This window comes from Gordonia sp. YC-XJ4 (assembly GCF_059511865.1).
In genome coordinates, this window is the sequence record NZ_CM183447.1 from 3551853 (window position 1) to 3573568 (window position 21716).

The window sequence follows — 21716 nt, forward strand, 5'->3', positions numbered from 1 at the left end:
CAGCCGGCAACCCACCGCGTCAGCCGGCAACCCACCGCGTCGAGGGCGCGGCGCCGACGCTGCCCGACGGATACGCCGCGGCCAGCGCATCGGCGAATCGCTTGTTGCGATCGGCGGTGCCCGCGGCGGTGTAGTGGATGCCGTCGGTGAACTCGGCCGGCGCAGCGGCGCCGGCCCAGTCCACCACGGCCAGATTGGCGTAGCGAGCGGTCGCGTTGCGCAGTGCGGTGTTGAACGTGGCCATGGCGGCCGAATCGAACGCCTTGTTACTCGGGTTCGACGAGGTGACCGTCGGCCAGAGGACCGGCTGCCCGGACAGCTGGCGCATGATCCGATCGATGCGGGCGTCGGCGTTGATCGAACTTCCCGTCGAGATGTCCCCGACGTCGTTGACACCCATGGCGATCACCCAGCAGCCGCGTGCGCCGGACGCGAGCCGGGACGCGACGGCGTGTTCGGCATCCGGTGAGGGTCCGCCGACGATCGCCCGGCCGCTGACCGCATCGAGGGTGAAGCTGTTGACCCCGACGCGGCGGTATTGGGCACTGGCGGTGTCTCCGGCCGCCGGAACGTACGCCGGATCGTCGGCGCGCACCGACGTCGAATCCCCGACCTGGATCACCGAGGTGCATCGTGACATACCGGTCTGGTCACCCGTCCCGGGGATCAGGCTCTGCAGGCTGGGCAGCAGATCGCCCAACCCCATGTCCGACGACGAGTTCGGGATGCCGGCGACGATGCCCGGCAGGTCGTTGAGGTCCGGCAGTGCGTCCGACGGCGCGGCGGCGCAGTGTCCGGCTCCCGCGAAGGCCAGCGCACCCCCGGCGAGCATGCCGACGCCGACGCGGCGCAAGCGGCCACGGGTGCAGATCCTGGTGAGCTGAGACAGCGACAGTTTGTTCACAATAGTCACACTGAACTACACCAGTCACTTCTGTCGCAACCCGAGGCGTGCAACGACTTGGTCAAGACTTGGCGCCCCGCTCGTGGCGAGCGGTGCGGTGACAGTTGAGTCAGACGGCGGCGAGCGCCTTGTCCCAGAGGGCCTCCGAGCGCGCCTCACCCGGGCCGACGACGTCGGCGAAGGCGATGCTGCCGTCGGTGTCGACCAGGAAGGTTCCGCGATCGGCGTATCCGCGGCCCTCGCTGAACACGCCATAGGAGCGGGCGACGTCGCCGTGCGGCCAGAAATCCGACAGGATCGGGAACAGGAACCCCTGCGCCGCCGACCACACCTTGTGCGTCGGCGGCGGCCCGACCGACACCGCGACCGTGGTCACCTCGTCGTTGGCGAAGCGCGGCAGATTGTCACGGATGTACCCGAGTTCGCCCTGGCAGGTGCCGGTGAAAGCGAGCGGGAAGAACACGATGAGGACCTTGCGACCCTCGGAACGCAACCGCGACAACGAGACCCGCTGGTTGTTCTGGTCGCGTAGCTCGAAGTCCGGTGCGGTGGCGCCGATCCCCAGCGGGACCGACATCTCCGGAGCGCTCATGGGCGTTTGCCGGAACGCGACTTCGGTTGCACCAGACGCGAACCCGACCAGTCGCCGAGACTGACCACCGAGGTCTGGGTCAACCCGGCAGTGGGCGCCGCCTCGGCGATCTCACTCGGGTCGACGTAACCGGGATTGCCCGTCTTCGGCGAGAAGACCCAGACGTATCCGTCGTCGGCGAGCGGGCCGATCGCGTCCATCAGACGGTCGACGAGGTCACCGTCGTCGTCGCGCCACCAGAGCACCACCGCGTCGATGACGTCGTCGGCGTCCTCGTCGAGCATCTCCGCGTCGATCGTGTCCTCGATGTCGGCACGCAGGTCGTCGTCGGTGTCCTCGTCCCAGCCGAGTTCCTGGACCACCATGCCGGGGGCGAACCCCAGTTTCTGTGCACTGCTGCCGTCGGAGCCATTGCTCCCTGAGGCGGCTACCACCGCGCGAGACCTCCCAAGTCAACATGTTTCGCCGTGTCGGCAATTCGATCGCAGCCGACCCGATCAGCCGACTATTGGGACAGCGTAATGCACTCGACGATCGTGCACCGACACGAATTCATGAACTCGCGCGCCGCGGGGCTATCCGGGTGGGCGTGCACCGGTCGTGGTCGGGGCCAGTCCGGGCGGGGTCGGCAGGTAGGTCGCGCAGACGGCCAGCACGGACTGCTTGTCGCGGGTCCAGGTGTCGGCGATCGGATTCAGGCCGACGAGCTCACGTCGTCCGATGGCGTCACCGAGCCGCCCCGAGCTGGTGAGAAAGGCGTTCACCGGGCCGGTCACGTCGGCGCCGACCGCATCGGTGACCTTCGCCCGGATCTGGTCCACACCGGCGATCAGGCTCGCCCGGGCGCGGTCGTCGAGGTCACCGACACGGTCGTAGGACTGGACCGCGTTCAGACGATCGACGAAGGTGTTGTACCCGCGGACCATCACGACCATCGACGACATGGCCTGCCGACACAGCGTCACCGCGAGCTCCCGGCGCGCCGCCGAGGTCGAGGCCGACTGTTCGGACCGGTACATCGACACCTGTGCGGAGTCGACGGTCGGCGCGCCGGGCACCGACGTCGCACATCCGGCGAAGATCAGCACCGCGGCCGTCAGGACCACGGCCGTCAGGACCACGGTCACACCCACCCGTGTCGCACCCCCGGCGGTTCTCCGGACGCGCAACACCCCGGAGCGCCCCTGGTCGGCGTCCGTCTGATGGCATTCTTCTGTCCCGCTGTGGCACCCCCCGACGTTGCGCAGCTCCGCCCGGTATGCCCGGCGGGCCGATGCACGCCTCACTGCACGCTCCTTACTCCGTGGTAATCACAAACCGAACGCTACCGCAGGTCAGGTACTACGCGCCCAATCCGAACACCCCCGATGCCAAGCGAGGCGACATGGGGCACGATGTGGGGTGGGTCCGTGAGCGAGCACACCATCGTCGTCGACGGACTCTCGTGTCATCGCATGCCGGGCAGCACCCCCGCCCGGCCCGATCGAGGAGTAGGCATCACCGTGACCGAACAGGCAGAGAAGGACGTCAGCGCGACCTCCGGCGGCACCCCCGACAGGTCGGGTCCGCGCGTGCGCGTCATCCGTGAGGGTGTCGCGTCCTACCTGCCCGACATCGACCCCGACGAGACCGGCGAGTGGCTGGAGAGCTTCGACAACCTCGTCGCACATGCCGGACCGGCCCGAGCCCGCTATCTGATGCTCCGGCTGCTCGAGCGCGCAGGCGAGAAGCACGTCGCCATCCCCTCGCTGACGTCCACCGATTACGTCAACACCATTCCCACCGAACTCGAACCCTGGTTCCCCGGCGACGAGGGCGTCGAGCGCACCTTCCGTCAGTTCATCCGCTGGAACGCCGCCATCATGGTGCACCGCGCCCAGCGTCCCGGGGTCGGGGTCGGCGGTCACATCTCGACCTACGCGTCGTCGGCGTCGCTGTACGAGGTCGGCTTCAACCACTTCTTCCGCGGGCACGAACACCCAGGCGGCGGCGACCAGATCTTCATCCAGGGTCACGCGTCGCCGGGTATCTACGCCCGTGCCTTCCTCGAGGGCCGGATCACCGCCGAGCGGATGGACGGGTTCCGGCAGGAGCACAGTCACGCCGGTGAGGGCGGCGGTCTGCCCTCCTACCCGCACCCGCGACTCATGCCCGAGTTCTGGCAGTTCCCGACGGTGTCGATGGGTCTCGGTCCCATGAACGCGATCTATCAGGCGCGCTTCAACCACTATCTGCACGATCGCGGTATCAAGGACACCTCCGACCAGCACGTGTGGGCCTTCCTCGGCGACGGCGAGATGGACGAGACGGAGTCTCGCGGGTTCGCCAGTCTCGCCGCGACCGAGGGCCTGGACAACCTCACCTTCGTCATCAACTGCAATCTGCAGCGGCTCGACGGACCGGTCCGCGGCAACGGCAAGATCATCCAGGAACTCGAGTCGTTCTTCCGCGGCGCGGGCTGGAACGTCATCAAGGTGGTGTGGGGCCGTGAGTGGGATGCACTGCTGCACGCCGACCGCGACGGTGCCCTGGTGAATCTGATGAACACCACGCCCGACGGCGACTTCCAGACCTACAAGGCCAACGACGGCGCCTTCGTGCGGGAACACTTCTTCAACCGCGATCCGCGCACCAAGGAACTCGTCAAGAACATGTCCGACGCCGAGATCTGGAATCTCAAGCGCGGCGGCCACGACTACCGCAAGATCTATGCCGCCTACGCGTCGGCGATGGCGCACAAGGGTCAGCCGACGGTCATCCTGGCGCACACGATCAAGGGCTACACCCTGGGCAAGCACTTCGAGGGCCGCAACGCGACCCACCAGATGAAGAAGCTGACCCTCGACGATCTCAAGGACTTCCGCGACGAGACGCGAATCCCGATCAGCGACTCCCAACTCGAGGAGAATCCGTACCTGCCGCCGTACTACCACCCCGGGATGGACGCCCCGGAGATCCAGTACATGCTCGACCGCCGCAAGAACCTCGGCGGCTTCCTGCCCGCGCGCCGTACCAAGGCCAAGGCGTTGTCCCCCGATGTGAGCAAGGCGCTCGCGACCACCGCAAAGGGCTCGGGCAAACAGCAGGTGGCAACCACCATGGCACTGGTGCGCGTGTTCAAGGATCTGTTGCGCGACAAGGAGATCGGCCATCGGATCGTGCCGATCATCCCGGACGAGGCGCGGACCTTCGGGATGGACTCGTGGTTCCCGACGCTCAAGATCTACAACCGCAACGGACAGCTCTACACCTCGGTCGACGCCGAGTTGATGCTCGCCTACAAGGAGAGCAGCGAGGGCCAGATCCTGCACGAGGGCATCAACGAGGCCGGCTCGGCCGCCTCGTTCACCGCCGTCGGCACCTCGTACGCGACGCACGACGAGCCGATGATCCCGCTCTACATCTTCTATTCGATGTTCGGCTTCCAACGCACCGGCGACAGCTTCTGGGCGGCCGCCGACCAGATGGCGCGCGGCTTCGTCATCGGCGCCACCGCGGGACGCACCACGCTGACCGGCGAGGGCCTGCAACACGCCGACGGCCAGTCACCGCTGCTCGCGGCGACCAACCCGGCGGTGGTGGCCTACGACCCGGCCTTCGCCTACGAACTCGGACACATCGTCGCCGACGGTCTGCGTCGGATGTACGGCGAGAACCCGGAGAACATCTTCTACTACCTCACCGTCTACAACGAGCCGATCAGTCAGCCGGCCAAGCCCGACGACCTCGACGTCGAAGGTGTGCTCAAGGGCATCTACCGGTTCAGCCCGGCCCCGCAGGACAAGCAGTACCCGGCCAACATCCTCGTCTCCGGGGTGACCATGCCCGACGCGCTGCGCGCCCAGGAGCTCCTGGCCGCGGACTGGAACGTCGGAGCCGCGGTGTACTCGGTGACGTCGTGGAGTGAACTCGCCCGCGACGGCATCGCGATCGACCGTGCCGCGGTGCGGACCCCGTCGCAGGATGCGGGTCAGCCCTACGTCACCAAGGTCCTCTCGGACACCGCCGGGCCGTTCGTGGCGGTCAGCGACTACATGCGTGGTGTCCAGGAGCAGATCCGCGCCTACGTGCCGGGCACGTATCTGACGCTCGGTGCCGACGGCTTCGGGTTCTCCGACACCCGTCCGGCCGCTCGTAGGGTCTTCAACGTCGACGCCGAGTCCATCGTCGTCGGGGTGCTGGTGGCCCTGGCCCGCGACGGGCACATCGATGCCGGCGTCGCGGCGCAAGCCGCCGACAAGTACCAGATCACCGACGTCAACGCCGCCGAGGTGTCCTACGCCGACACCGGCAGCGCCTAGAGTTCGACCGGTCCGTCGACTGCGGCGGTCGCCCCTTCGCGGGCGACCGCCGCAGTCGTTGACGGCGCATTCGTCGGCCCGGCGGCCGCGGACGCCTACTGTGAACACATGTCGGAGCATCGGGTGAATCAGACGCCGCCGCCCAGCGACGTCTTCGGGGAACGTGGTGCGCACGTGCCCGCCCCGGCCACCGTGCACGACGCACTGCCCGACACGCTGCTGCGTCGCGTCAAGCAGTACAGCGGTCGACTGGCCACCGAGGCCGTCCACTCGATGCAGGACCAGCTCCCCTACTTCGCCGATCTCGACGCCGCGCAGCGTGCCAGCGTGCAGCTGGTCGTGCAGACCGCGGTGGTGAACTTCGTCGAATGGATTCAGGACCCCGAGGGCAACGTCAAGTTCACCGTTCAGGCCTTTCAGGTCGTCCCGCAGGATCTCGCGCGCCGCATCACGCTGCTGCAGACCGTGGAGATGGTGCGCGTGGCGATGGAGTTCTTCGAGAAGTGGTTGCCGCTGCTCGCCCGCAACGACGCCCAACTCCGCGCGTTGACCGAGTCGGTGCTGCGTTACGGTCGCGAGATCGGGTTCGCCGCCGCGGCCATCTACGCGTCGGCGGCCGAATCGCGCGGCGCGTGGGACTCGCGTCTGGAGGCCCTGGTGGTCGACGCCGTCGTCCGCGGCGACACCGGCCCACAATTGTTGTCGCGGGCGGCCGCGCTGAACTGGGATTCCGACGCCCCGGCCACCGTCATCGTCGGCGCGCCACCTCCCGAACAGAACGTCTCGGTCCCGCTGGCGATCCACAACACCGCGAAACGCCATGACCGGGCCGCACTTTCGGTGGTGCAGGGCACGTTGCTGGTGACCATCGTCAGCGGGCCGATCAAGATGACCGATCCGTTCAGCAATGCGTTGCTCGACCACTTCGCCGACGGCCCGGTGGTCATCGGGCCGACCATGCCCAATCTGGGCGCGGCGCACACCAGCGCCACCGAGGCGATGGCCGGGATCTCCGCAGTCGTCGGCTGGCCCGGCGCACCGCGGCCGGTGCACAGCCTCGAACTGTTGCCCGAGCGGGCACTCAACGGTGACGCATCGGCGACGGCGACACTCATCGAGACGCTGGTGCGTCCGCTGTCGACCGGCGGTTCGACCCTCAACAGCACCCTCGAGTCCTATCTGGACTGTGGCGGCTCGGTGGAGGCATGTGCCCGCGAACTGTATATCCATCCAAATACTGTCCGGTACAGACTGAAGAAAATTGCAGAAGTGACAGGACGTGATCCAACTAACCCTCGCGACGGCTACGTCTTACGTATCGCGGCAACCGTCGGACGATTGACACATCTGAGGAACGAATCGCCACACTCAGCCACATGAGGAACATCAGTAACACCGCTGTTTCCACATTTCCGCTGGCAGATGCCTTTCGGACACATTTCTGTAACGAATCTCGAAGTGATGACGATGCGGAACCAGCCAGAGACACCTTTGTGGGAACCCCACAAATCCTTCCGATGAGGTCTAGCGACCTCCACACCCACATAGGACGCCGAAACGGTGTTCTCTGGTCACGTGCTTTCGATGCTTGCGCCCGGTCAGGGCTCTCAGACACCCGGCATGTTGATTCCGTGGCTGGAACTCCCCGGCGTCCGCGATCAGCTGGCGACGTGGTCGAAGCTGATCCAACTCGATCTCGAACGGCTCGGCACCACCGCCACCGCCGAGGAGATCACCGACACGGCGGTCACCCAGCCGCTCGTCGTCGCCGCGGCCCTGCTGGCCTTCGATGAGTACCTCAAGCGCGGTGAGCTGCCCGACGACGCCGTGATCGCCGGTCACTCGGTCGGCGAACTCGCCGCCGCGGCCATCACCGGAGTCATCAGCTCCGACGAGGCCGTCAAACTGGCCGCGATCCGCGGATCCGAGATGGCCAAGGCCTGCGCCCGCCAGGCCACCACCATGGCCGCGGTGCTCGGCGGTGACGAGGGCCAGGTCCTCGCCCGTCTCGACGAGCTCGCGCTTGTGCCCGCCAACCGCAACGCCGCAGGCCAGATCGTCGCCGCCGGACCGGTCGAGGCCATCGACGAGCTGATCGCGAGTCCGCCGGAGAAGGCCCGCATCCGTAAACTCGCCGTCGCCGGCGCCTTCCACACCGACTACATGGCCCCGGCACGCGACGCCGTCGCCGCTGCCGCGTCGAAGATCACCCCCGCTGACCCGGCCCGGGTCCTGCTGTCGAACTCCGACGGCCGGCCGGTCGCCGATGGCGCCGAGGCGCTGAGCAAGCTCGTCACGCAGGTCACCAGCCCGGTCCGCTGGGACCTGTGCTCGGCCTACATGCGCGAGGTCGGCGTCACCTCTCTGGTCGAACTCCCGCCCGCCGGCGCTCTCACCGGCATCGCCAAGCGCGAGATGAAGGGGACCCCCACCGTGGCGTGGAAGACCCCCGACGACATCGAGAAGGTCATCGAACTTGGATAGTGGTCGCGTCCCACGCGACCCCACCGGAAATCCGGTTGTCACCGGATATCCAAGCACCCGAGGTGCTTTCGTGCCTCGGGTAGCTCCGGACAATCACCACCCACAGCTAAATCACGAGAAGGGAACCACCCACGTGGCTGCCACCCAGGAACAACTCATTGCCGGCATCGCCGAGATCATCGAGGAAGTCACCGGCATCGAGCCGTCCGAGGTGACGATGGAGAAGTCGTTCGTCGATGACCTCGACATCGACTCGCTGTCGATGGTCGAGATCGCGGTGCAGACCGAGGACAAGTACGGCGTGAAGATCCCCGACGAGGACCTCGCCGGCCTGCGCACCGTCGGTGACGCCGTCAACTACATCCAGAAGCTCGAGGCCGAGAACCCCGAAGCCGCTGCCGCCATCCAGGCCCAGATCGAGGCAGAACAGAACTCGTGAGCTCGCCGTCCCTCCGCGAATACTCAACGCTGGGCGGGAACTTCCCGAGTGTGGTGGTCACCTCGATGGTGGCCACCACCTCCCTCGGTGTCGACCTCGAATCGACCTGGCAGGGGCTGCTCGACGGCAAGACCGGCATCCGTGAGCTGACCGACGACTTCGTGACCAAATTCGGCGAACTGCCCTGCCGCGTCGGCGGGCGACTGCTCTCCGATCCGGCCGACGAGGTCACCCGCGTCGAGGCTCGCCGCATGGCCTACGTCGAGCGGATCGCCCACGTCATGAGCAAGCGCCTGTGGGCGCAGGCCGGCGAACCCGAAGTCGACCCCGAACGCCTCGCCGTGGTGCTCGGCACCGGCCAAGGCGGCGGCGACGCCATGGTCGACGCCGTCAAGGCGATCGAGAGTTCCGGCAACTACCGCAAGGTCTCCCCGCTCGCGGTGTCGATGGCCATGCCCAACGGCCCGGCCGCCGTCGTCGGCCTCAACATCGGCGCACGCGCCGGTGTGATCACCCCGGTCTCGGCGTGCTCGTCGGGTGCCGAGGCGATCGCGCACGCCTGGCGGCACATCGTCATGGGCGACGCCGACATGGTCGTCACCGGCGGCGTCGAAGGACACATCGATGCGATCCCGATCGCCGCGTTCTCAATGATGCGCGCGATGAGCACCCGTAACGACGATCCGGCCGCGGCGTCACGACCGTTCGACAAGGATCGCGACGGATTCGTCTTCGGCGAGGCCGCGGCGATGCTGATCCTCGAACGTGAGGAACACGCCAAAGCCCGTGGGGCACATATCCACGCGCGCGTGCTCGGCGCCGGTATCACCTCCGACGGTTTCCACCTCGTCGCCCCGGACCCCAGCGGTCAGGGCAACGCACGAGCGATGACACGGGCCCTCCAGACGGCCGGGCTGACCAAGAAGGACATCACCCACGTCAATGCGCACGCCACCTCGACCCCCATCGGCGACACCGCCGAAGCGGTCGGGATCAAGGCGGCCATCGGCGACCACGCCGCGGTGTATGCCCCCAAGTCGGCCCTGGGTCACTCCATCGGCGCGGTCGGAGCCCTCGAATCGGTGCTCACGATCAAGAGTGTCGAGGAAAGCGTCATCCCGCCGACGCTGAACCTGGAGAACCAGGACCCCGAGTGCGACATCGAAGTGGTGCACGGGCAGGCCCGTCATGGTCAGATTGATTACGCGCTGAACAACTCGTTCGGCTTCGGTGGGCACAACGTGGCGCTCGCCTTCGGTCGCCACTGACCATTCGCGACACCCCCGAGGAGACAGCGATGACCACATTGGCCCCCATCACCGGCCATGAGGACTCAGTCGATCCGCGAGATCCACTGCTGCGGTTGACCAACTTCTTCGACGAAGGCTCCCTGTCGCTGCTGCACCCCCGAGACAAATCGGGAGTGCAGGCAGCGATCGGAGAGGTCAACGGCGTTCGCACCGTCTCCTACTGCACCGATGGCACCGTGATGGGCGGTGCCATGGGTGTCGTGGGGTGCGCCCACATCGTCAACGCCATCGACACCGCGATCACCGAACAGGTCCCGGTCGTGGGCATCTGGCACTCCGGTGGTGCCCGTCTGGCCGAAGGCGTCGAAGCCCTGCACGCCGTCGGCGGAGTCTTCGAGGCGATGGTGCGGGCCTCCGGCTACATCCCGCAGATCTCGGTGGTCGTCGGATTCGCCGCCGGCGGCGCCGCCTACGGACCCGCACTCACCGACGTGGTGATCATGGCCCCCGCCGGTCGCGTCTTCGTCACCGGACCCGACGTCGTCAAGAGCGTTACCGGCGAAGAAGTCGACATGGAATCGCTCGGCGGCCCGCTCACCCACGGAAAGAAATCCGGGGTCAGCCACATCACCGCAGACTCCGAGGCCGACGCCTATTGGCGCGCCCGTCGACTCGTCTCCACCTTCGCCCGCCCCGGCCGGTTCGACACCGAGCACGCCGAAGCCGGCGACACCGACCTCAAGGCCCTGCTGCCCGAATCCAACCGCCGGGCCTACGACGTGCACCCCGTCGTCACCGCCCTCCTCGACACCCAACTCGCCGCCGACGGCGACACCGAGATCTCGAGTTTCGAAGAGCTGCAAGCGAAATGGGCTCCGAACATCGTCACCGGGTTCGGACGCCTCGCCGGACACAGCGTCGGCGTCATCGCCAACAACCCACTACGCATGGGCGGTTGCCTCAACTCCGAGAGCGCCGAAAAAGCCTCCCGCTTCGTCCGACTCTGCGACGCCTTCGGCATCCCGCTCGTCGTCATCACCGACGTCCCCGGCTACCTCCCCGGCGTCGGCCAAGAATGGAACGGCGTCGTACGACGCGGCGCAAAACTGTTGCACGCCTTCGCCGAATGCACCGTACCCCGCGTCACCCTGGTCACCCGCAAGATCTACGGCGGGGCCTACATCGCCATGAACTCCCGCGCCCTGGGCGCCACCGCCGTCTACGCCTGGCCCGGCTCCGAGGTCGCCGTCATGGGAGCCAAAGCCGCCGTGGGAATCCTGCACAAGAAAGCCCTCGCCGCCGCCCCCGACGACGAACGCGAAGCCCTCCACGACCGCCTGGCCGCCGAACACGAAGCCATCGCCGGCGGCGTCGGACGCGCCCAATCCATCGGCGTCGTCGACGAAGTCATCGACCCGGCCAAAACCCGCAGCATCATCACCGCCGCACTCGCCGCAGCACCGGCACGCCGCGGGCGGCACAAGAACATACCTCTGTAGTTGGCGCCGGCTCCGCCGTCGCGTGCCGTCCGCGCTATAACCCGCGCCTTCCCTCCTCATCGCATTGTCGCTGCGCTCCTCGCTCTTCGTCAGTCCAGACGCGGGCGCGCGGCGGCGTGGTGAGCGGGTTCGCGACGTAATCGCATTGTCAGGGCGCTCCTCGCTCTTCGTCAGTCCAGACGCGGGCGCGCGGCGGCGTGGTGAGTGGGTCCACGGCGTTGTCGCATTGTCAGGGCGCGCCTCGCTCTTCGTCAGTCCAGACGCGGGCGCGCGGCGGCGTGGTGAGCGGGTCCACGGCGTTGTCGCATTGTCGCTGCGCGCCTCGCTCCTCGTCAGTCCAGACGCGGGCGCGCGGCGGCGTGGTGAGCGGGTTCGCGCCGACAGCGCTCTCCCCTACGCCGACAGCGCCCTTGGGGACGACGACGGCGCTTTCGCTCTTGATGGTGACAGTCTCGTGAGTTATCCGACGCGCTGCTGCAGCCAGGTGACCTCGGCGCCGTAACCGCCCATGCGATAAGCCTCGAGTGCGTGGTCCCACGCCGTGCCGAGCACCGATTCGATCTCGCCGGCCAAACCCGCACTGTCGGGCTGCGACTCGATCATCGCGCGCAGCTGGGTCTCCCCTACGATCACGTCGCCGTTGGCACTCATCGAACCGCGCCACAGACCCAATCCCGGGACGTAGCAGAAACGTTCGCCGTCGACGCCCTCACTGGCGTTCTCGGTCACCTCGAAGCGCAACGCCGACCACTCGCGCAGCGCGGTCACCAAACGGGCGCCTGTGCCCACCGGCCCTGCCCAATCGACCGTCGCACGCTGCATCCCCGGCTCGGCATCCTGTGCCGACCATTTCAGGTTCGCGCGCGCATTCAGGGTCGACGACAGAGCCCACTCCACATGCGGGCACAGCGCCACCGGCGCCGAGTGGATGTACACCACTCCTGTTGTCACGTCCGCAAACTGATTCAGGTTGCGCACCTTGGTCACCTCCGGTTGTCGACGAGGAACGTCTTCCCCAACACACCTCGCAACACCGGATAGCACACTCGTGACCTCGATTGTGCCCTATGAGGTACGTGTTGCGCCAGTTTCTGATGCGCTCTATTGAATCGGATGTGACGGAGGTTGTTCAGCCGTTGCGGAGGTCGGCGACCACCGCGTCGTTGAACTCGCTCCACAGCGGCTTCGCCCACGGCCCGAAGTCGCGATCGGTGAGGACCACGCAGGCCGCCCCCAGCACCGGATCCACCCAGAGAAAAGTCCCCGACTGGCCGAAGTGCCCGAAAGTCTCCGGCGAGTTCTGGGTACCCGTCCAGTGCGGGGACTTGTGTGCGCGGATCTCGAATCCGAGACCCCAGTCGTTGGGCCGGTGTTTGCCGTAACCGGGCACGAATCCGTCGAGACCCGGAAAGCACACGGTTCGGGCGCGTGTCGAGGTGGACGACGAGATCAGCGTCGGCGACATCAGGTCTTGGGCGAATCTCACGAGGTCGTCGACGCTTGAACGGGCGCCGTGCCCGGCCGGTCCGGCGAGCATCGTCGAGCCCAACTCCAGTGGCACACACAGCGCCTCGTGCAGATAGTCGGCGAACTCGATGCCGGTGGCCTGCTCGACGACCTCGGCGAGCACCTCGAAACCAGCACTGGAGTAAATCCGTCGGGTGCCCGGGGCGGCTTCGACATCTCGGGTGCCGAAGGCCAGGCCCGACGCGTGCGAAAGCAGATGCGCGACGGTCGCTCCCGGCGGCCCGGCCGCGTCGTCGAGGCCGATCGCCTCCTCCTCCACCGCAACCAGAACCGCCTCGGCGACCAGGAGTTTGGTCACCGAGGCGAGTTCATAGACACGGGAGCGGTCACCGAAACCGGCGACGAGCCCGTCGGTGGTCAGCAGCGCGGCCGAGACGTTGTCGACGGGCCAGTCGGCGAGTGCATCGAGTACGGACACGCCTCGCAGACTACGCGGACACCGATCCGGCCTCCTCCCCCACGCGAGATCGCCGGGTCAGTGGTCCTCGTCGGTGTAGCGGATGACGCCGCGGATGTTCTTGCCGTCCAGCATGTCCTGGTAGCCCTGGTTGATCTGGTCGAGACGGTACTGCCGGGTGATCATGTCCTCGATGTTCAGTTTGCCCATCCGATACATCGACAGCAGTTGCGGGATGTCGAGTTTGGGATTGGCACCGCCGAAGATGGTGCCCTGCAGGTTCTTCTGCAGCAGGGTGAGCATCGCCAGGTTCAGCGTCACGTCGGATTCGAGCATGTTGCCCATGCCCGTCAACACGCACGTACCGCCCTTGGCGGTGATCCCCATCCAGCTGTCGACGTCCTTGCCGTGAACCTCGCCGACGGTGACGATCACCTTGTGGCACATGTGACCGTAGGTGATCTCCGCGATGGCCGGTGCCGCCTCCTCGATCGAGGCGAAGGTCTTGGTGGCCCCGAATTTCATGGCCTGCTCGCGCTTCCACTCGACCGGGTCGATCGCGAAGACATTGCGCGCACCGGAGATCACTGCGCCCTGCAGGGCCGCGGTGCCCACGCCGCCGACGCCGACGATCGCGACGTCCTCACCCGGGCGGACGTCGCCACTGCGGGTCGAGGAGCCGTAGCCGGTGGGAATCCCGCAGCCGACGAGCGCCGCCACCTCGAACGGAATCGACTTGTCGATCTTCACCGCCGACGCCTCGTGCACCACCATGTACGGCGCGAACGTACCGAGCAGCGTCATCGGGTAGACATTCTCACCTTCGGCGGTATGGATACGGAACGTGTTGTCCGACACCGCCTCCCCCTGCAGGAGCATGGCACCCATGTCGCACAGGTTGGCCATGCCCGACTTGCACGACGGACACTTTCCGCACGACGGGATGAAGGAGAGCACCACGTGATCGCCGACCTCGAAATCGGTGACCCCCTCGCCGATCTCCTCGACCACGCCGGACCCCTCATGACCGCCGAGAATCGGGAATCCGGCCATCGGGATGCCACCGGTCATCAGATGATGATCGGAGTGGCACATCCCGGCCGCTTCCATCCGGATCTTGATCTCGTGCGCCTTGGGATCCCCGATCTCGATCTCCTCGATCTGCCACGGCTTGTTCAGTTCCCGCAGCAGTGCACCTTTGGTCTTCACCCTCGAACCTCCACTCGTGCCGGCACGGCGTGGCGCATGCCACTCCTTGGGCAGAATTGTAACGTGTTCCAGTTTTGGATTGTAACGTGTTTCAGTTTTCGAATCTGCGAATCTTGACCTGGCCGTGGACCACCGACCGGTCGACGACCACGAAGAAGACCCCGGTCGACGACGTGATGCGCGTGGCACATCACCTCACGACCGGGGTCCACCCCGCGTTCATGGAAGCGGTCGGCTCAGTTGGCCAGACCGGCGTCCTTGCTGCCGTAGGTCGATCGCAGCGTCGGCTTCCCGACTCTCCGATTGTGACACACTTGATGCCATGAGCCCTGAGCAACGTCGTGCCGCCCTCTACGTCCGCATTTCCGACGATCGCAGGGACGGGGCCGGGGTCGCCCGCCAAGAGCAGGACTGCCGCGCCCTCGCCGACGCCAACGGGTGGGAAGTCTCCGGCGTTTACAGCGATAACTCGCGGTCGGCGTACCAAGGCAAGCGCCGCCCGGAGTTCGACCGCATGTGCCGCGACATCGAGGCCGGTGTGGTCGACATAGTGCTCGCATGGCACCCGGACCGGCTGACCCGCCACCCGATCGAGTTCGAGGCGCTGGTCACGATGATCGAGCGCACCGGGGTCGAAGTGCGCACGGTGACCACGGGACAATTCGACCTCGCGACCGCGTCCGGCCGAATGCACGCGCGCAACCTGGGGACCATCGCCCGGTACGAGAGCGAACACCGGGCCGAGCGGGTCGCGCGAGCATCGAAGGAACGCGCCGAGGCAGGCAAGCCGCACGGTGGCACCCGGCCGTTCGGCTACCGCCCCGGCGGCGCAGATCTCGACCCCGCCGAGGCGCCCGTGGTCGCCGAACTGTTCGAGAGATTCTTGTCGGGGCACTCGCTTCGGTCGCTGGTGCGAGAACTGAACGACCGCGAAATTCGCAGCGTCACCGGAAAGCCTTGGGCCGCAATAACTATCAAGGGGATCCTAAGCAATCCCCGGTATGCAAGTCTGCGGGTGCACAAGGGTGAGGTGATCGGTCAAGGCACTTGGGAGCCGATCGTGACGCCCGAGATCAGCGAAGCCGCTCGGGCGATACTCGCCGACCCGTCGCGGTCGACCGGCCACGGTGGCAACGTGCCCCGCTACCTCGGTTCGTACCTGTACCGCTGCGGGGTCTGCGACGAACCGATGTACGCCAGCGACAGGCAGTCCTACCGGTGCCGCCGTCACGTCTCGGTCTCCCGAAAATTTGTCGACCCCTACGTCGAGGGCCTGCTTGTGGGCCGCTTGGCGCAGGCCGACGCCGCTCGCGTGTTCCAGCCCCGGGAGGCGAACACTGGCCACCTCGTCGCGCAGGAGTCTGCGCTACGTGAGCGGGCAAACGAGGCCGCGCGCATGTTCGCGGACGGGTTGATCACTGGGGCGCAACTCACCGAGATCACGCGGACGATCACGACGCAGCGCGAGGAACTGGCCGCCCAAATGGCCGCATCCGCCGGTTCTCCGGTAGCCCGGGTCATCGGGCCGGATATCGCCCAACGGTGGCCCTCACTCGCTCTGGACATTCGGCGCGAGGTTCTATCGACCCTGCTGACCGTGCGGATCGACCGCTCCCCCACAACCGGCCGCGCCCCGTTCGATCCGGCCCGGGTCCGCATCGATTGGCGCTGACAGCGGCCTGATGTCGTTCGGTTCGTCGAGGATGACGCGGCGATCGGGCAGGGGAGGCCGGTTCTTCCGTTCGATCCACGACAAGCGGTCCATGCCGGTAACGATACGTCACGCGTGACGTCACGCGTCGCTTCACCTGCGTCCCTGACCTGCGGTTGATCCATTATCGTCATCGAGACACGCTGTGGCGCAGCATATCTCAATGCCATCACGCCGATGATGCTGTACTCTCAGGACGGGTCCCCTGTGGGCCTCGGGCCGATCACTCTGGGCATGTGAGCGGTTGTGGAACGTAAGGCAAGAGAACCGAGAACGGAACTGCCCGACGGTTGTGCATCCCTGCCGTCAAGTTCTCGTCCCCTTACGGAGTCCTGTCTTGGCATCCCCTGTCACACATGCGAAGTGCCGCGTTGCGTCGTTGAGTCGCAAGTGCGGGCCCGACAGCGACCAGGTGGCCGACGCCCGCCGAGATCTCGCCGAGGCGAACATCGCCGCCGCGATCGAGCGGAACTTGAGTCGCGCCCCCAAGCTCACCGATGACCAGATCGCCCGTCTGAGCGCACTTCTGGCCTGACCCATGCCCACACACCCGATCACCCGTCTCAGGCCGTCTGAGCGCGCACCCGGGCCCAGCAATGAGCCCTCGCGCCCCTCAGTCGACCAGCAGGCGCGCGATGCGATCGAGGATCTGGGCTTGCCCCTGCCGACAAACGACGAGACCCACCGCCACGCGGTGGGTCTCGTGTGCATCGAGTTGATGCCTTAGGACATTTTGCGACGTGCCGTGCCGTGTGCGCCCTACGGCCAAGATTACCAGGGTGATCCGGTTAGCCGCCGGAGTCGTCGCGGGTTAGAGCCGCATGGTTTTTCCGATCGCATGAGCGCACCCGGTGAAGGCAGACCCGGACGGGGACAGCGTGGCTGCTGTAGTCGCTCATGTGAGTATCCCGGTCCTGGGGCGCGAGTAATCCCCGTGCCTGTGGCCTCCGCGACGCCGACGCAATACCGAAAGCGACCGACGACGGGGCACACCCTTTTAGTCCATGCGACCGAGAGGGTAACCCCTGCTCAACCTCGCTCCCTCTGCTCCCTCTAACGGGAAACGTGTTGGGAGAGTGGGCAATACAACAACACTTCGGGAGGATTGACTTGCCCAAGCTCGACTACTGGCTCACCCGCACGCGTAGGTGGACCTACCGCACCGCCCACCGCATCCGGGCCTGGCGTGACCGGGTGATCGCTCGTCGCGTGATGGATGCGATGCTCGCCGACCGTGCCGCCGACGAGGTGGATCTCGTCACCGCGATGCCCACCGACAACGACGCTCTGCACGTCTACGCGACGACACAGGCCCGCGTGGTCCTGGAGCTCGACGACGCCCGGGCGGTTCTGCACCCTGACGACGCGTTCGCCCTTGCTCGCGAGATCGCCCGGTCGGCGGGCGTGGCCGAGAGGTGCGACTGATGAAGGTTCGCCCCGCCGCCGAGTCCCAGAGCCCGCGTGTCGAGTTCGTCCGTGGGCAGCACCCCATCCATGTCCGCGTCATCGGCTTGCGCTTGTGCCTCACGGTCACCCAGGCCCGCTCATTCGCCACCGCACTCGTCGATGCCCTCGACGAGGCCCGCAAGGAATGTCCCACCAAGGAGGAAAAGTGATCCCGAAGAAGTCCCCGAGTAAGGCCGATTCGCCGGCCAAGTCCCCGACCCCGACCGAGCAAACACGTTGCCCCGCATGTGGTTCGCGCGTCGCACCCGCCGACATCGACGCGCAGATGCTCGCCGCCGACGCCGACCCCACCGAGATCGACGCCCTACGCGCGCAGCGTCAGGCGCGCAAGGCTGGTGCGGTCGGTGACATCCGCGCCCGGGTCGACGCCCTCGACCTGGCGGACAAGGTGCGCGCGAACGCTGCGCCGCGCCCGGGTGATGGGCCCACCAAGGGCACCGACACGTGCCCTGCGTGCGGGTCCGAGCATGTCGTCGTCGACTCGTCGAAGCTCTCGGTAGTCGGTCGCCGCATCCTGGCCCGCTCGGCCTCGCAGGCCACCGCCAAGAGCGTTGACCAGATCCGCTCCGCCAAGTCGGCACCGAGCAAGGCGAAGATGGCCGAGGACAATAGGCGCGCTGCGGTCGCCCGTGAGGGCGCGCGCAAGTCAGCTGCGCGCCGTTGGGGGCGGGCATGACCAAGGATGAGGCCAAGGGGCTGATTCACGCCCTGGCGGCGCAGGGTAGTGCGGCCCTCCAGATGTATTTCGCGGGCCGTGATCCCGCCGACAAGGCCGAGTTTCTGGATTGTGCCCGCAAGGTGCGCCGCCTGGCCGCCGCGCGGGACACGGGCACACTGCACCTGCTGGGGGATGAGATCTGATGAGCGGTTGGTTCGTCGACTCCGAGGACTTTCTCGACGGTTTGATGCTGCCGACACGGGTTGCCTATGACCCTGACCCCGTCGAGGGCGTGCGGGCCGTTGGCAAGTTCTGGGCCGACACCATTAGCGCGCCTCTCGCGTTCATTCCTGGCCTTGCCCGGGGTGGCGTGGTGCCCGCCGCGCGCCCGACCCACCACCGCCCGAAGCCGACCGCCGCATCGGCCATCGCCCGGCAGGCCCAGGCGGCTAACGACCCGACCCTGATCGAGATGCTTGTCCGTCAGGGTCGGGCGCACTGGGGTGATCGGGAGAGTTGCAAGGCGTGTGGAGGTAAGCGCCGATGAGCCATAAATCCCCGCGCGCGCGCGTGTCCCGACCGACGACGACGCCGAGGCCATCCGGCAGTGCCGCGCCGAGGGTCTGTCACAGAACCAGACCGCCAAGCGACTAGGTCTGTCTCAGCCTGAACTCTCGCGATGGTCTCGGCGTGAGGGAATGTACTGGGGCCCGACCCCGGTACTGGCGAGCACACACGCCGACCGGATCAGAGAGCAACGTCGATTGCTCGCCGAACATGCCCTCGCCGACGCGATCGAGTTGCGTAAACGGTTGTGGGACGAAGCAACCGAGCATGTTGTCACGCGTGACGGGGTCGAGTCGGTGGTGACCGAGTTGCCCAACAGTAAGGCGGTGCGAGATCTCGCCGACGCCGTCGAGCGGCTGACACGCGTCGCCGAGCACGCGGCAGGCGGTGCGCAGGATGCCACCGCCGAGGCCATTTCGATGCTCGGTCGACTACAGGCGCAGATGCGCCAAAAGGACAGTGACACATGACAATTCACGACGCGATATCCCAACTCGCACAGGTGATTTCAGGTCAGATCAACTACCGGGACGATGTGATCGAGCCGACCCCGACCACCGAGGCAGGCCGTGCGGTGGCCTCGGTCCTCACGGACCTGCGGGCGGTGATGGATCGGATCACCTACGCCCAGACCAGCGGCCTGTGGTTCGACAATTTGAACCGCCCGACCACCGAGGCACGCTTGCTCGCCGACGCGCGCCAGCGGTTCGTCCTGCTGCGCATGGCCCTGGGCCGTCACTGCTGGTCGGACGGCCTGAACTCGGGTGACCGCGCGGAGCTGGCCCAGGCGCTCGACGCCGTCGAGGCGGCACTCGGGTGAGCGAGCCATACCGCGACCGCGCGCGTGAGTCGGCGCGCAATCTGTCGATTGTGCTGCGTGACATCGAGGCGGGTCGTGTCGATGCGACGCCGTCCGAGTACGCCTATATCTCAGGCATGGTCGCTGCACTGACGGTGGTCGCCGACGAGGTGGAATGATTCACCCGTGACCGCTGACCCTGCCGACATCGCCGCCCAACTCTCGACGTTGCTTGCCCGCGTCGAAGAGCAAGGGATCGAGATCACGCCGACCGAGCACGCGGCGATCGAGGGCGCGATCGAGGCGCTGCGTCGGGTGGCCGATCCTGACGGGTGTACATAAAACGCCCAATTCGTGTACACTAGGGGCATGAGCAAGCGCCGCACCGCCCCCGCTAACACCGCCCTCGGCTACGTCCGCGTGTCCACCGAGGAGCAAGCCCAGAGCGGCGCGGGCCTCGCCGCGCAGCGCGCGACCATCGAGGCCGAGGCTGCTCGTCGCGGCCTGACGATCGTCGCATGGCACGCCGACGAAGGGATCTCGGGCAAGGCCATCGCCAACCGCCCGGGCCTGGCCGACGCGGTCGCCGCGATGGAGTCGCGTCAGGCCGAGGCGCTGATCGTCGCCAAGCTCGACCGCCTGTCGCGGTCGGTCGCTGACGCGTCGCGCTTGCTGGAGTCGGCCACCCGTGGTCAGTGGCAGATCCTCTCGGCCGATCTCGCGATCGACCAGACCACGCCTGCGGGTGAAGCTGCCGCGTCGATGATGATCGTGTTCTCGCAGCTGGAGCGCCGCCTGATCTCGCAGCGCACCAAGGATGCGCTCGCCGTCAAGCGCGCCCAGGGTGTGCGTCTGGGCCGTCCGTCTGAGACCCCCGCCGAGGTGACCAGTCGTGTCGTCGAGGCCAAGGCGCGCGGCTTGTCGCTGCGTGCCATCGCCGCCGAGCTGACCGAGGCCGGTGTCCCGACCGTGCGCGGCGGTGCGACCTGGCACGCGTCGACCGTGCGCGCGGTGCTGAACTCGCAGGATGCTGCGGCGCTGGCGTAACCGCCTGTCGCACAACGCGTTCGGCGCACGCAGGATCGATTGCGGCACAACGGATCTCGGTCACCGATTCCGTTGTGACACAACAGACTACGAGAGACCCCCCTGCCCGGTATGGGCAAGGTACATTCTTCGCATGTGGTCAGCCATTATCGCCGCCGTCGGTGCGGTTGCAGTTGCGCTCGTGGGTGTCCTGGTCACGCGGATGGAGGCGTTCGACTCCAGGACTCGGCTGAAGCGAGATATTGAACTACTGAAGTCGCTGGAGGGTAGCGACCGCTTTTCTGTAACGCTAATTACGAGGCACGTTCAGAGTGAATTGGCCGAGTTCGCGAGAGCTGAGTGGAGTCGCCGTGAGGCTAGAGCTTTTAACAAGGGTTACAGGCGACTGCTCGGCTTGTGTCTAGTCGGCCTGGCGCTGACAATGATCTTGAAGCACGGTGCGGGGGCGTACACCAGTCTTGTTCTAGCGCTGCTCGTGGCACTGCTATCCCTCGCTGTTATTGTCTTGGCGACTCTTCTAGTCGAGGTTGCTCGACTAGAACGCGTCCGAAGGAAGCGGAGTAGCGACGGGTGGACGCTCGCCGATGAACTGCTTGGGCCCTCGTTTGGGACTCCGAGGGATTCAGATGGCTAACTGACCTTGCTGATCCAGGCATCGAGGAGATCACGTAAGCGACGTGCGCGGTCGACGTCGAGGTCGACAAGCGCCTCGGCGGTGGTGGGGTCGGTGGTCACAGTGAGCACCGGGCCCTCGCCGGGGATCTGCCACGGGGCAACGATGACCTCGCCAGCGTTAATCCCGGCGACTGCCGCCCAGTTCTCGAATACGTCTGCCAGCGTGGTCATTGCGCACCGCCCTGGCCTG

General features: G+C 66.7%; 27 protein-coding genes. 19 read left to right on the top strand and 8 right to left on the bottom strand.

Annotation, left to right across the window (positions count from 1 at the left end; translation table 11 throughout):
- Positions 1 to 19 precede the first annotated feature (19 nt).
- The 4 genes from AC5ZH6_RS15725 to AC5ZH6_RS15740 all read right to left on the bottom strand — a co-directional run bounded on the left by AC5ZH6_RS15725 (position 20) and on the right by AC5ZH6_RS15740 (position 2629).
- On the bottom strand, positions 20 to 904 hold the full coding sequence (locus tag AC5ZH6_RS15725; RefSeq protein ID WP_014360426.1) for an SGNH/GDSL hydrolase family protein: 885 nt from the start codon (positions 902 to 904) through the stop codon (positions 20 to 22).
- Positions 905 to 1013: 109 nt separating this feature from the next.
- On the bottom strand, positions 1014 to 1496 hold the full coding sequence (locus AC5ZH6_RS15730; RefSeq protein ID WP_006371505.1) for a peroxiredoxin: 483 nt from the start codon (positions 1494 to 1496) through the stop codon (positions 1014 to 1016).
- Positions 1493 to 1930 carry a DUF3052 domain-containing protein gene (locus tag AC5ZH6_RS15735; RefSeq protein ID WP_006371504.1) on the bottom strand — a complete coding sequence of 146 codons (438 nt, stop codon included), beginning with the start codon at positions 1928 to 1930 and terminating at the stop codon, positions 1493 to 1495. The genes AC5ZH6_RS15730 and AC5ZH6_RS15735 overlap by 4 nt, the downstream gene beginning before the upstream one ends.
- A gap of 141 nt (positions 1931 to 2071) precedes the next feature.
- The gene (locus tag AC5ZH6_RS15740; protein WP_496167471.1) at positions 2072 to 2629 is read right to left on the bottom strand and encodes an Rv2240c family protein; all 558 of its coding nucleotides are present in this window, start codon (positions 2627 to 2629) and stop codon (positions 2072 to 2074) included.
- 321 nt (positions 2630 to 2950) lie between these two features.
- On the opposite strand from AC5ZH6_RS15740, the gene aceE reads away from it, so the two are divergent.
- From aceE to AC5ZH6_RS15770, 6 genes are all read left to right on the top strand, one after another.
- Positions 2951 to 5797 carry a pyruvate dehydrogenase (acetyl-transferring), homodimeric type gene (gene aceE / locus AC5ZH6_RS15745; protein ID WP_496169234.1) on the top strand — a complete coding sequence of 949 codons (2847 nt, stop codon included), beginning with the start codon at positions 2951 to 2953 and terminating at the stop codon, positions 5795 to 5797.
- A 108-nt stretch (positions 5798 to 5905) separates the two neighbouring features.
- On the top strand, positions 5906 to 7177 hold the full coding sequence (locus tag AC5ZH6_RS15750; RefSeq protein WP_496167473.1) for a PucR family transcriptional regulator: 1272 nt from the start codon (positions 5906 to 5908) through the stop codon (positions 7175 to 7177).
- 195 nt (positions 7178 to 7372) lie between these two features.
- Positions 7373 to 8281 carry an ACP S-malonyltransferase gene (locus AC5ZH6_RS15755; protein WP_211544525.1) on the top strand — a complete coding sequence of 303 codons (909 nt, stop codon included), beginning with the start codon at positions 7373 to 7375 and terminating at the stop codon, positions 8279 to 8281.
- 133 nt (positions 8282 to 8414) lie between these two features.
- Complete coding sequence (gene acpM / locus AC5ZH6_RS15760; protein ID WP_006371499.1) at positions 8415 to 8720, top strand: meromycolate extension acyl carrier protein AcpM; 306 nt, start codon at positions 8415 to 8417, stop codon at positions 8718 to 8720.
- The gene (locus AC5ZH6_RS15765; protein WP_265076601.1) at positions 8717 to 9988 is read left to right on the top strand and encodes a KasA/KasB family beta-ketoacyl-ACP synthase; all 1272 of its coding nucleotides are present in this window, start codon (positions 8717 to 8719) and stop codon (positions 9986 to 9988) included. The genes acpM and AC5ZH6_RS15765 overlap by 4 nt, the downstream gene beginning before the upstream one ends.
- Positions 9989 to 10017: 29 nt before the next feature.
- Positions 10018 to 11469, top strand: a complete 1452-nt coding sequence (locus AC5ZH6_RS15770; protein WP_265076602.1) for an acyl-CoA carboxylase subunit beta — start codon at positions 10018 to 10020, stop codon at positions 11467 to 11469.
- 459 nt (positions 11470 to 11928) lie between these two features.
- Here AC5ZH6_RS15770 and AC5ZH6_RS15775 read toward each other — a convergent pair whose 3' ends face one another.
- The 3 genes from AC5ZH6_RS15775 to AC5ZH6_RS15785 form a co-directional block, all read right to left on the bottom strand.
- On the bottom strand, positions 11929 to 12447 hold the full coding sequence (locus AC5ZH6_RS15775; protein ID WP_006371495.1) for a DUF3145 domain-containing protein: 519 nt from the start codon (positions 12445 to 12447) through the stop codon (positions 11929 to 11931).
- Between the two features lie 151 nt (positions 12448 to 12598).
- A complete protein-coding gene (locus tag AC5ZH6_RS15780; protein WP_094600734.1) occupies positions 12599 to 13414 on the bottom strand; it encodes a serine hydrolase domain-containing protein in 816 nt (271 codons plus the stop codon).
- A gap of 57 nt (positions 13415 to 13471) precedes the next feature.
- Positions 13472 to 14602: an NDMA-dependent alcohol dehydrogenase gene (locus AC5ZH6_RS15785; protein WP_020170853.1), complete on the bottom strand. Its 1131-nt coding sequence runs from the start codon at positions 14600 to 14602 to the stop codon at positions 13472 to 13474.
- A 322-nt stretch (positions 14603 to 14924) separates the two neighbouring features.
- On the opposite strand from AC5ZH6_RS15785, the gene AC5ZH6_RS15790 reads away from it, so the two are divergent.
- From AC5ZH6_RS15790 to AC5ZH6_RS15850, 13 genes are all read left to right on the top strand, one after another.
- A complete protein-coding gene (locus AC5ZH6_RS15790) occupies positions 14925 to 16274 on the top strand; it encodes a recombinase family protein (RefSeq protein ID WP_265076603.1) in 1350 nt (449 codons plus the stop codon).
- A gap of 376 nt (positions 16275 to 16650) precedes the next feature.
- Complete coding sequence (locus AC5ZH6_RS15795) at positions 16651 to 16848, top strand: hypothetical protein (RefSeq protein WP_265076604.1); 198 nt, start codon at positions 16651 to 16653, stop codon at positions 16846 to 16848.
- A gap of 575 nt (positions 16849 to 17423) precedes the next feature.
- Entirely contained in the window at positions 17424 to 17738 is a 315-nt protein-coding gene (locus AC5ZH6_RS15800; protein WP_265076605.1) for a hypothetical protein, read from the top strand.
- Positions 17738 to 17929 (top strand): hypothetical protein, encoded by a 192-nt coding sequence (locus AC5ZH6_RS15805; RefSeq protein ID WP_265076606.1) that lies wholly within the window; start codon positions 17738 to 17740, stop codon positions 17927 to 17929. The genes AC5ZH6_RS15800 and AC5ZH6_RS15805 overlap by 1 nt, the downstream gene beginning before the upstream one ends.
- A complete protein-coding gene (locus tag AC5ZH6_RS15810) occupies positions 17926 to 18456 on the top strand; it encodes a hypothetical protein (RefSeq protein WP_265076607.1) in 531 nt (176 codons plus the stop codon). Before AC5ZH6_RS15805 ends, AC5ZH6_RS15810 begins: the two co-directional genes overlap by 4 nt.
- The gene (locus tag AC5ZH6_RS15815; RefSeq protein WP_265076608.1) at positions 18453 to 18641 is read left to right on the top strand and encodes a hypothetical protein; all 189 of its coding nucleotides are present in this window, start codon (positions 18453 to 18455) and stop codon (positions 18639 to 18641) included. Before AC5ZH6_RS15810 ends, AC5ZH6_RS15815 begins: the two co-directional genes overlap by 4 nt.
- A complete protein-coding gene (locus AC5ZH6_RS15820; RefSeq protein WP_265076609.1) occupies positions 18641 to 18985 on the top strand; it encodes a hypothetical protein in 345 nt (114 codons plus the stop codon). The genes AC5ZH6_RS15815 and AC5ZH6_RS15820 overlap by 1 nt, the downstream gene beginning before the upstream one ends.
- Before the next feature lie 151 nt (positions 18986 to 19136).
- Entirely contained in the window at positions 19137 to 19475 is a 339-nt protein-coding gene (locus AC5ZH6_RS15825) for a hypothetical protein (protein ID WP_265076610.1), read from the top strand.
- Positions 19472 to 19825, top strand: coding sequence for a hypothetical protein (locus tag AC5ZH6_RS15830; RefSeq protein WP_265076611.1), 354 nt, complete (start codon positions 19472 to 19474; stop codon positions 19823 to 19825). Before AC5ZH6_RS15825 ends, AC5ZH6_RS15830 begins: the two co-directional genes overlap by 4 nt.
- Complete coding sequence (locus tag AC5ZH6_RS15835; RefSeq protein ID WP_265076612.1) at positions 19822 to 19983, top strand: hypothetical protein; 162 nt, start codon at positions 19822 to 19824, stop codon at positions 19981 to 19983. The genes AC5ZH6_RS15830 and AC5ZH6_RS15835 overlap by 4 nt, the downstream gene beginning before the upstream one ends.
- A 7-nt stretch (positions 19984 to 19990) precedes the next feature.
- Positions 19991 to 20146 (top strand): hypothetical protein, encoded by a 156-nt coding sequence (locus tag AC5ZH6_RS15840; RefSeq protein WP_265076613.1) that lies wholly within the window; start codon positions 19991 to 19993, stop codon positions 20144 to 20146.
- A gap of 27 nt (positions 20147 to 20173) precedes the next feature.
- Entirely contained in the window at positions 20174 to 20851 is a 678-nt protein-coding gene (locus AC5ZH6_RS15845) for a recombinase family protein (protein WP_265076614.1), read from the top strand.
- Positions 20852 to 20984: 133 nt separating this feature from the next.
- Positions 20985 to 21485, top strand: coding sequence for a hypothetical protein (locus AC5ZH6_RS15850; protein WP_265076615.1), 501 nt, complete (start codon positions 20985 to 20987; stop codon positions 21483 to 21485).
- Here the strand turns inward: AC5ZH6_RS15850 and AC5ZH6_RS15855 are convergent.
- On the bottom strand, positions 21482 to 21697 hold the full coding sequence (locus tag AC5ZH6_RS15855) for a hypothetical protein (RefSeq protein WP_265076616.1): 216 nt from the start codon (positions 21695 to 21697) through the stop codon (positions 21482 to 21484). The two genes, AC5ZH6_RS15850 and AC5ZH6_RS15855, sit on opposite strands and share 4 nt — an antisense overlap.
- Positions 21698 to 21716 lie beyond the last annotated feature (19 nt).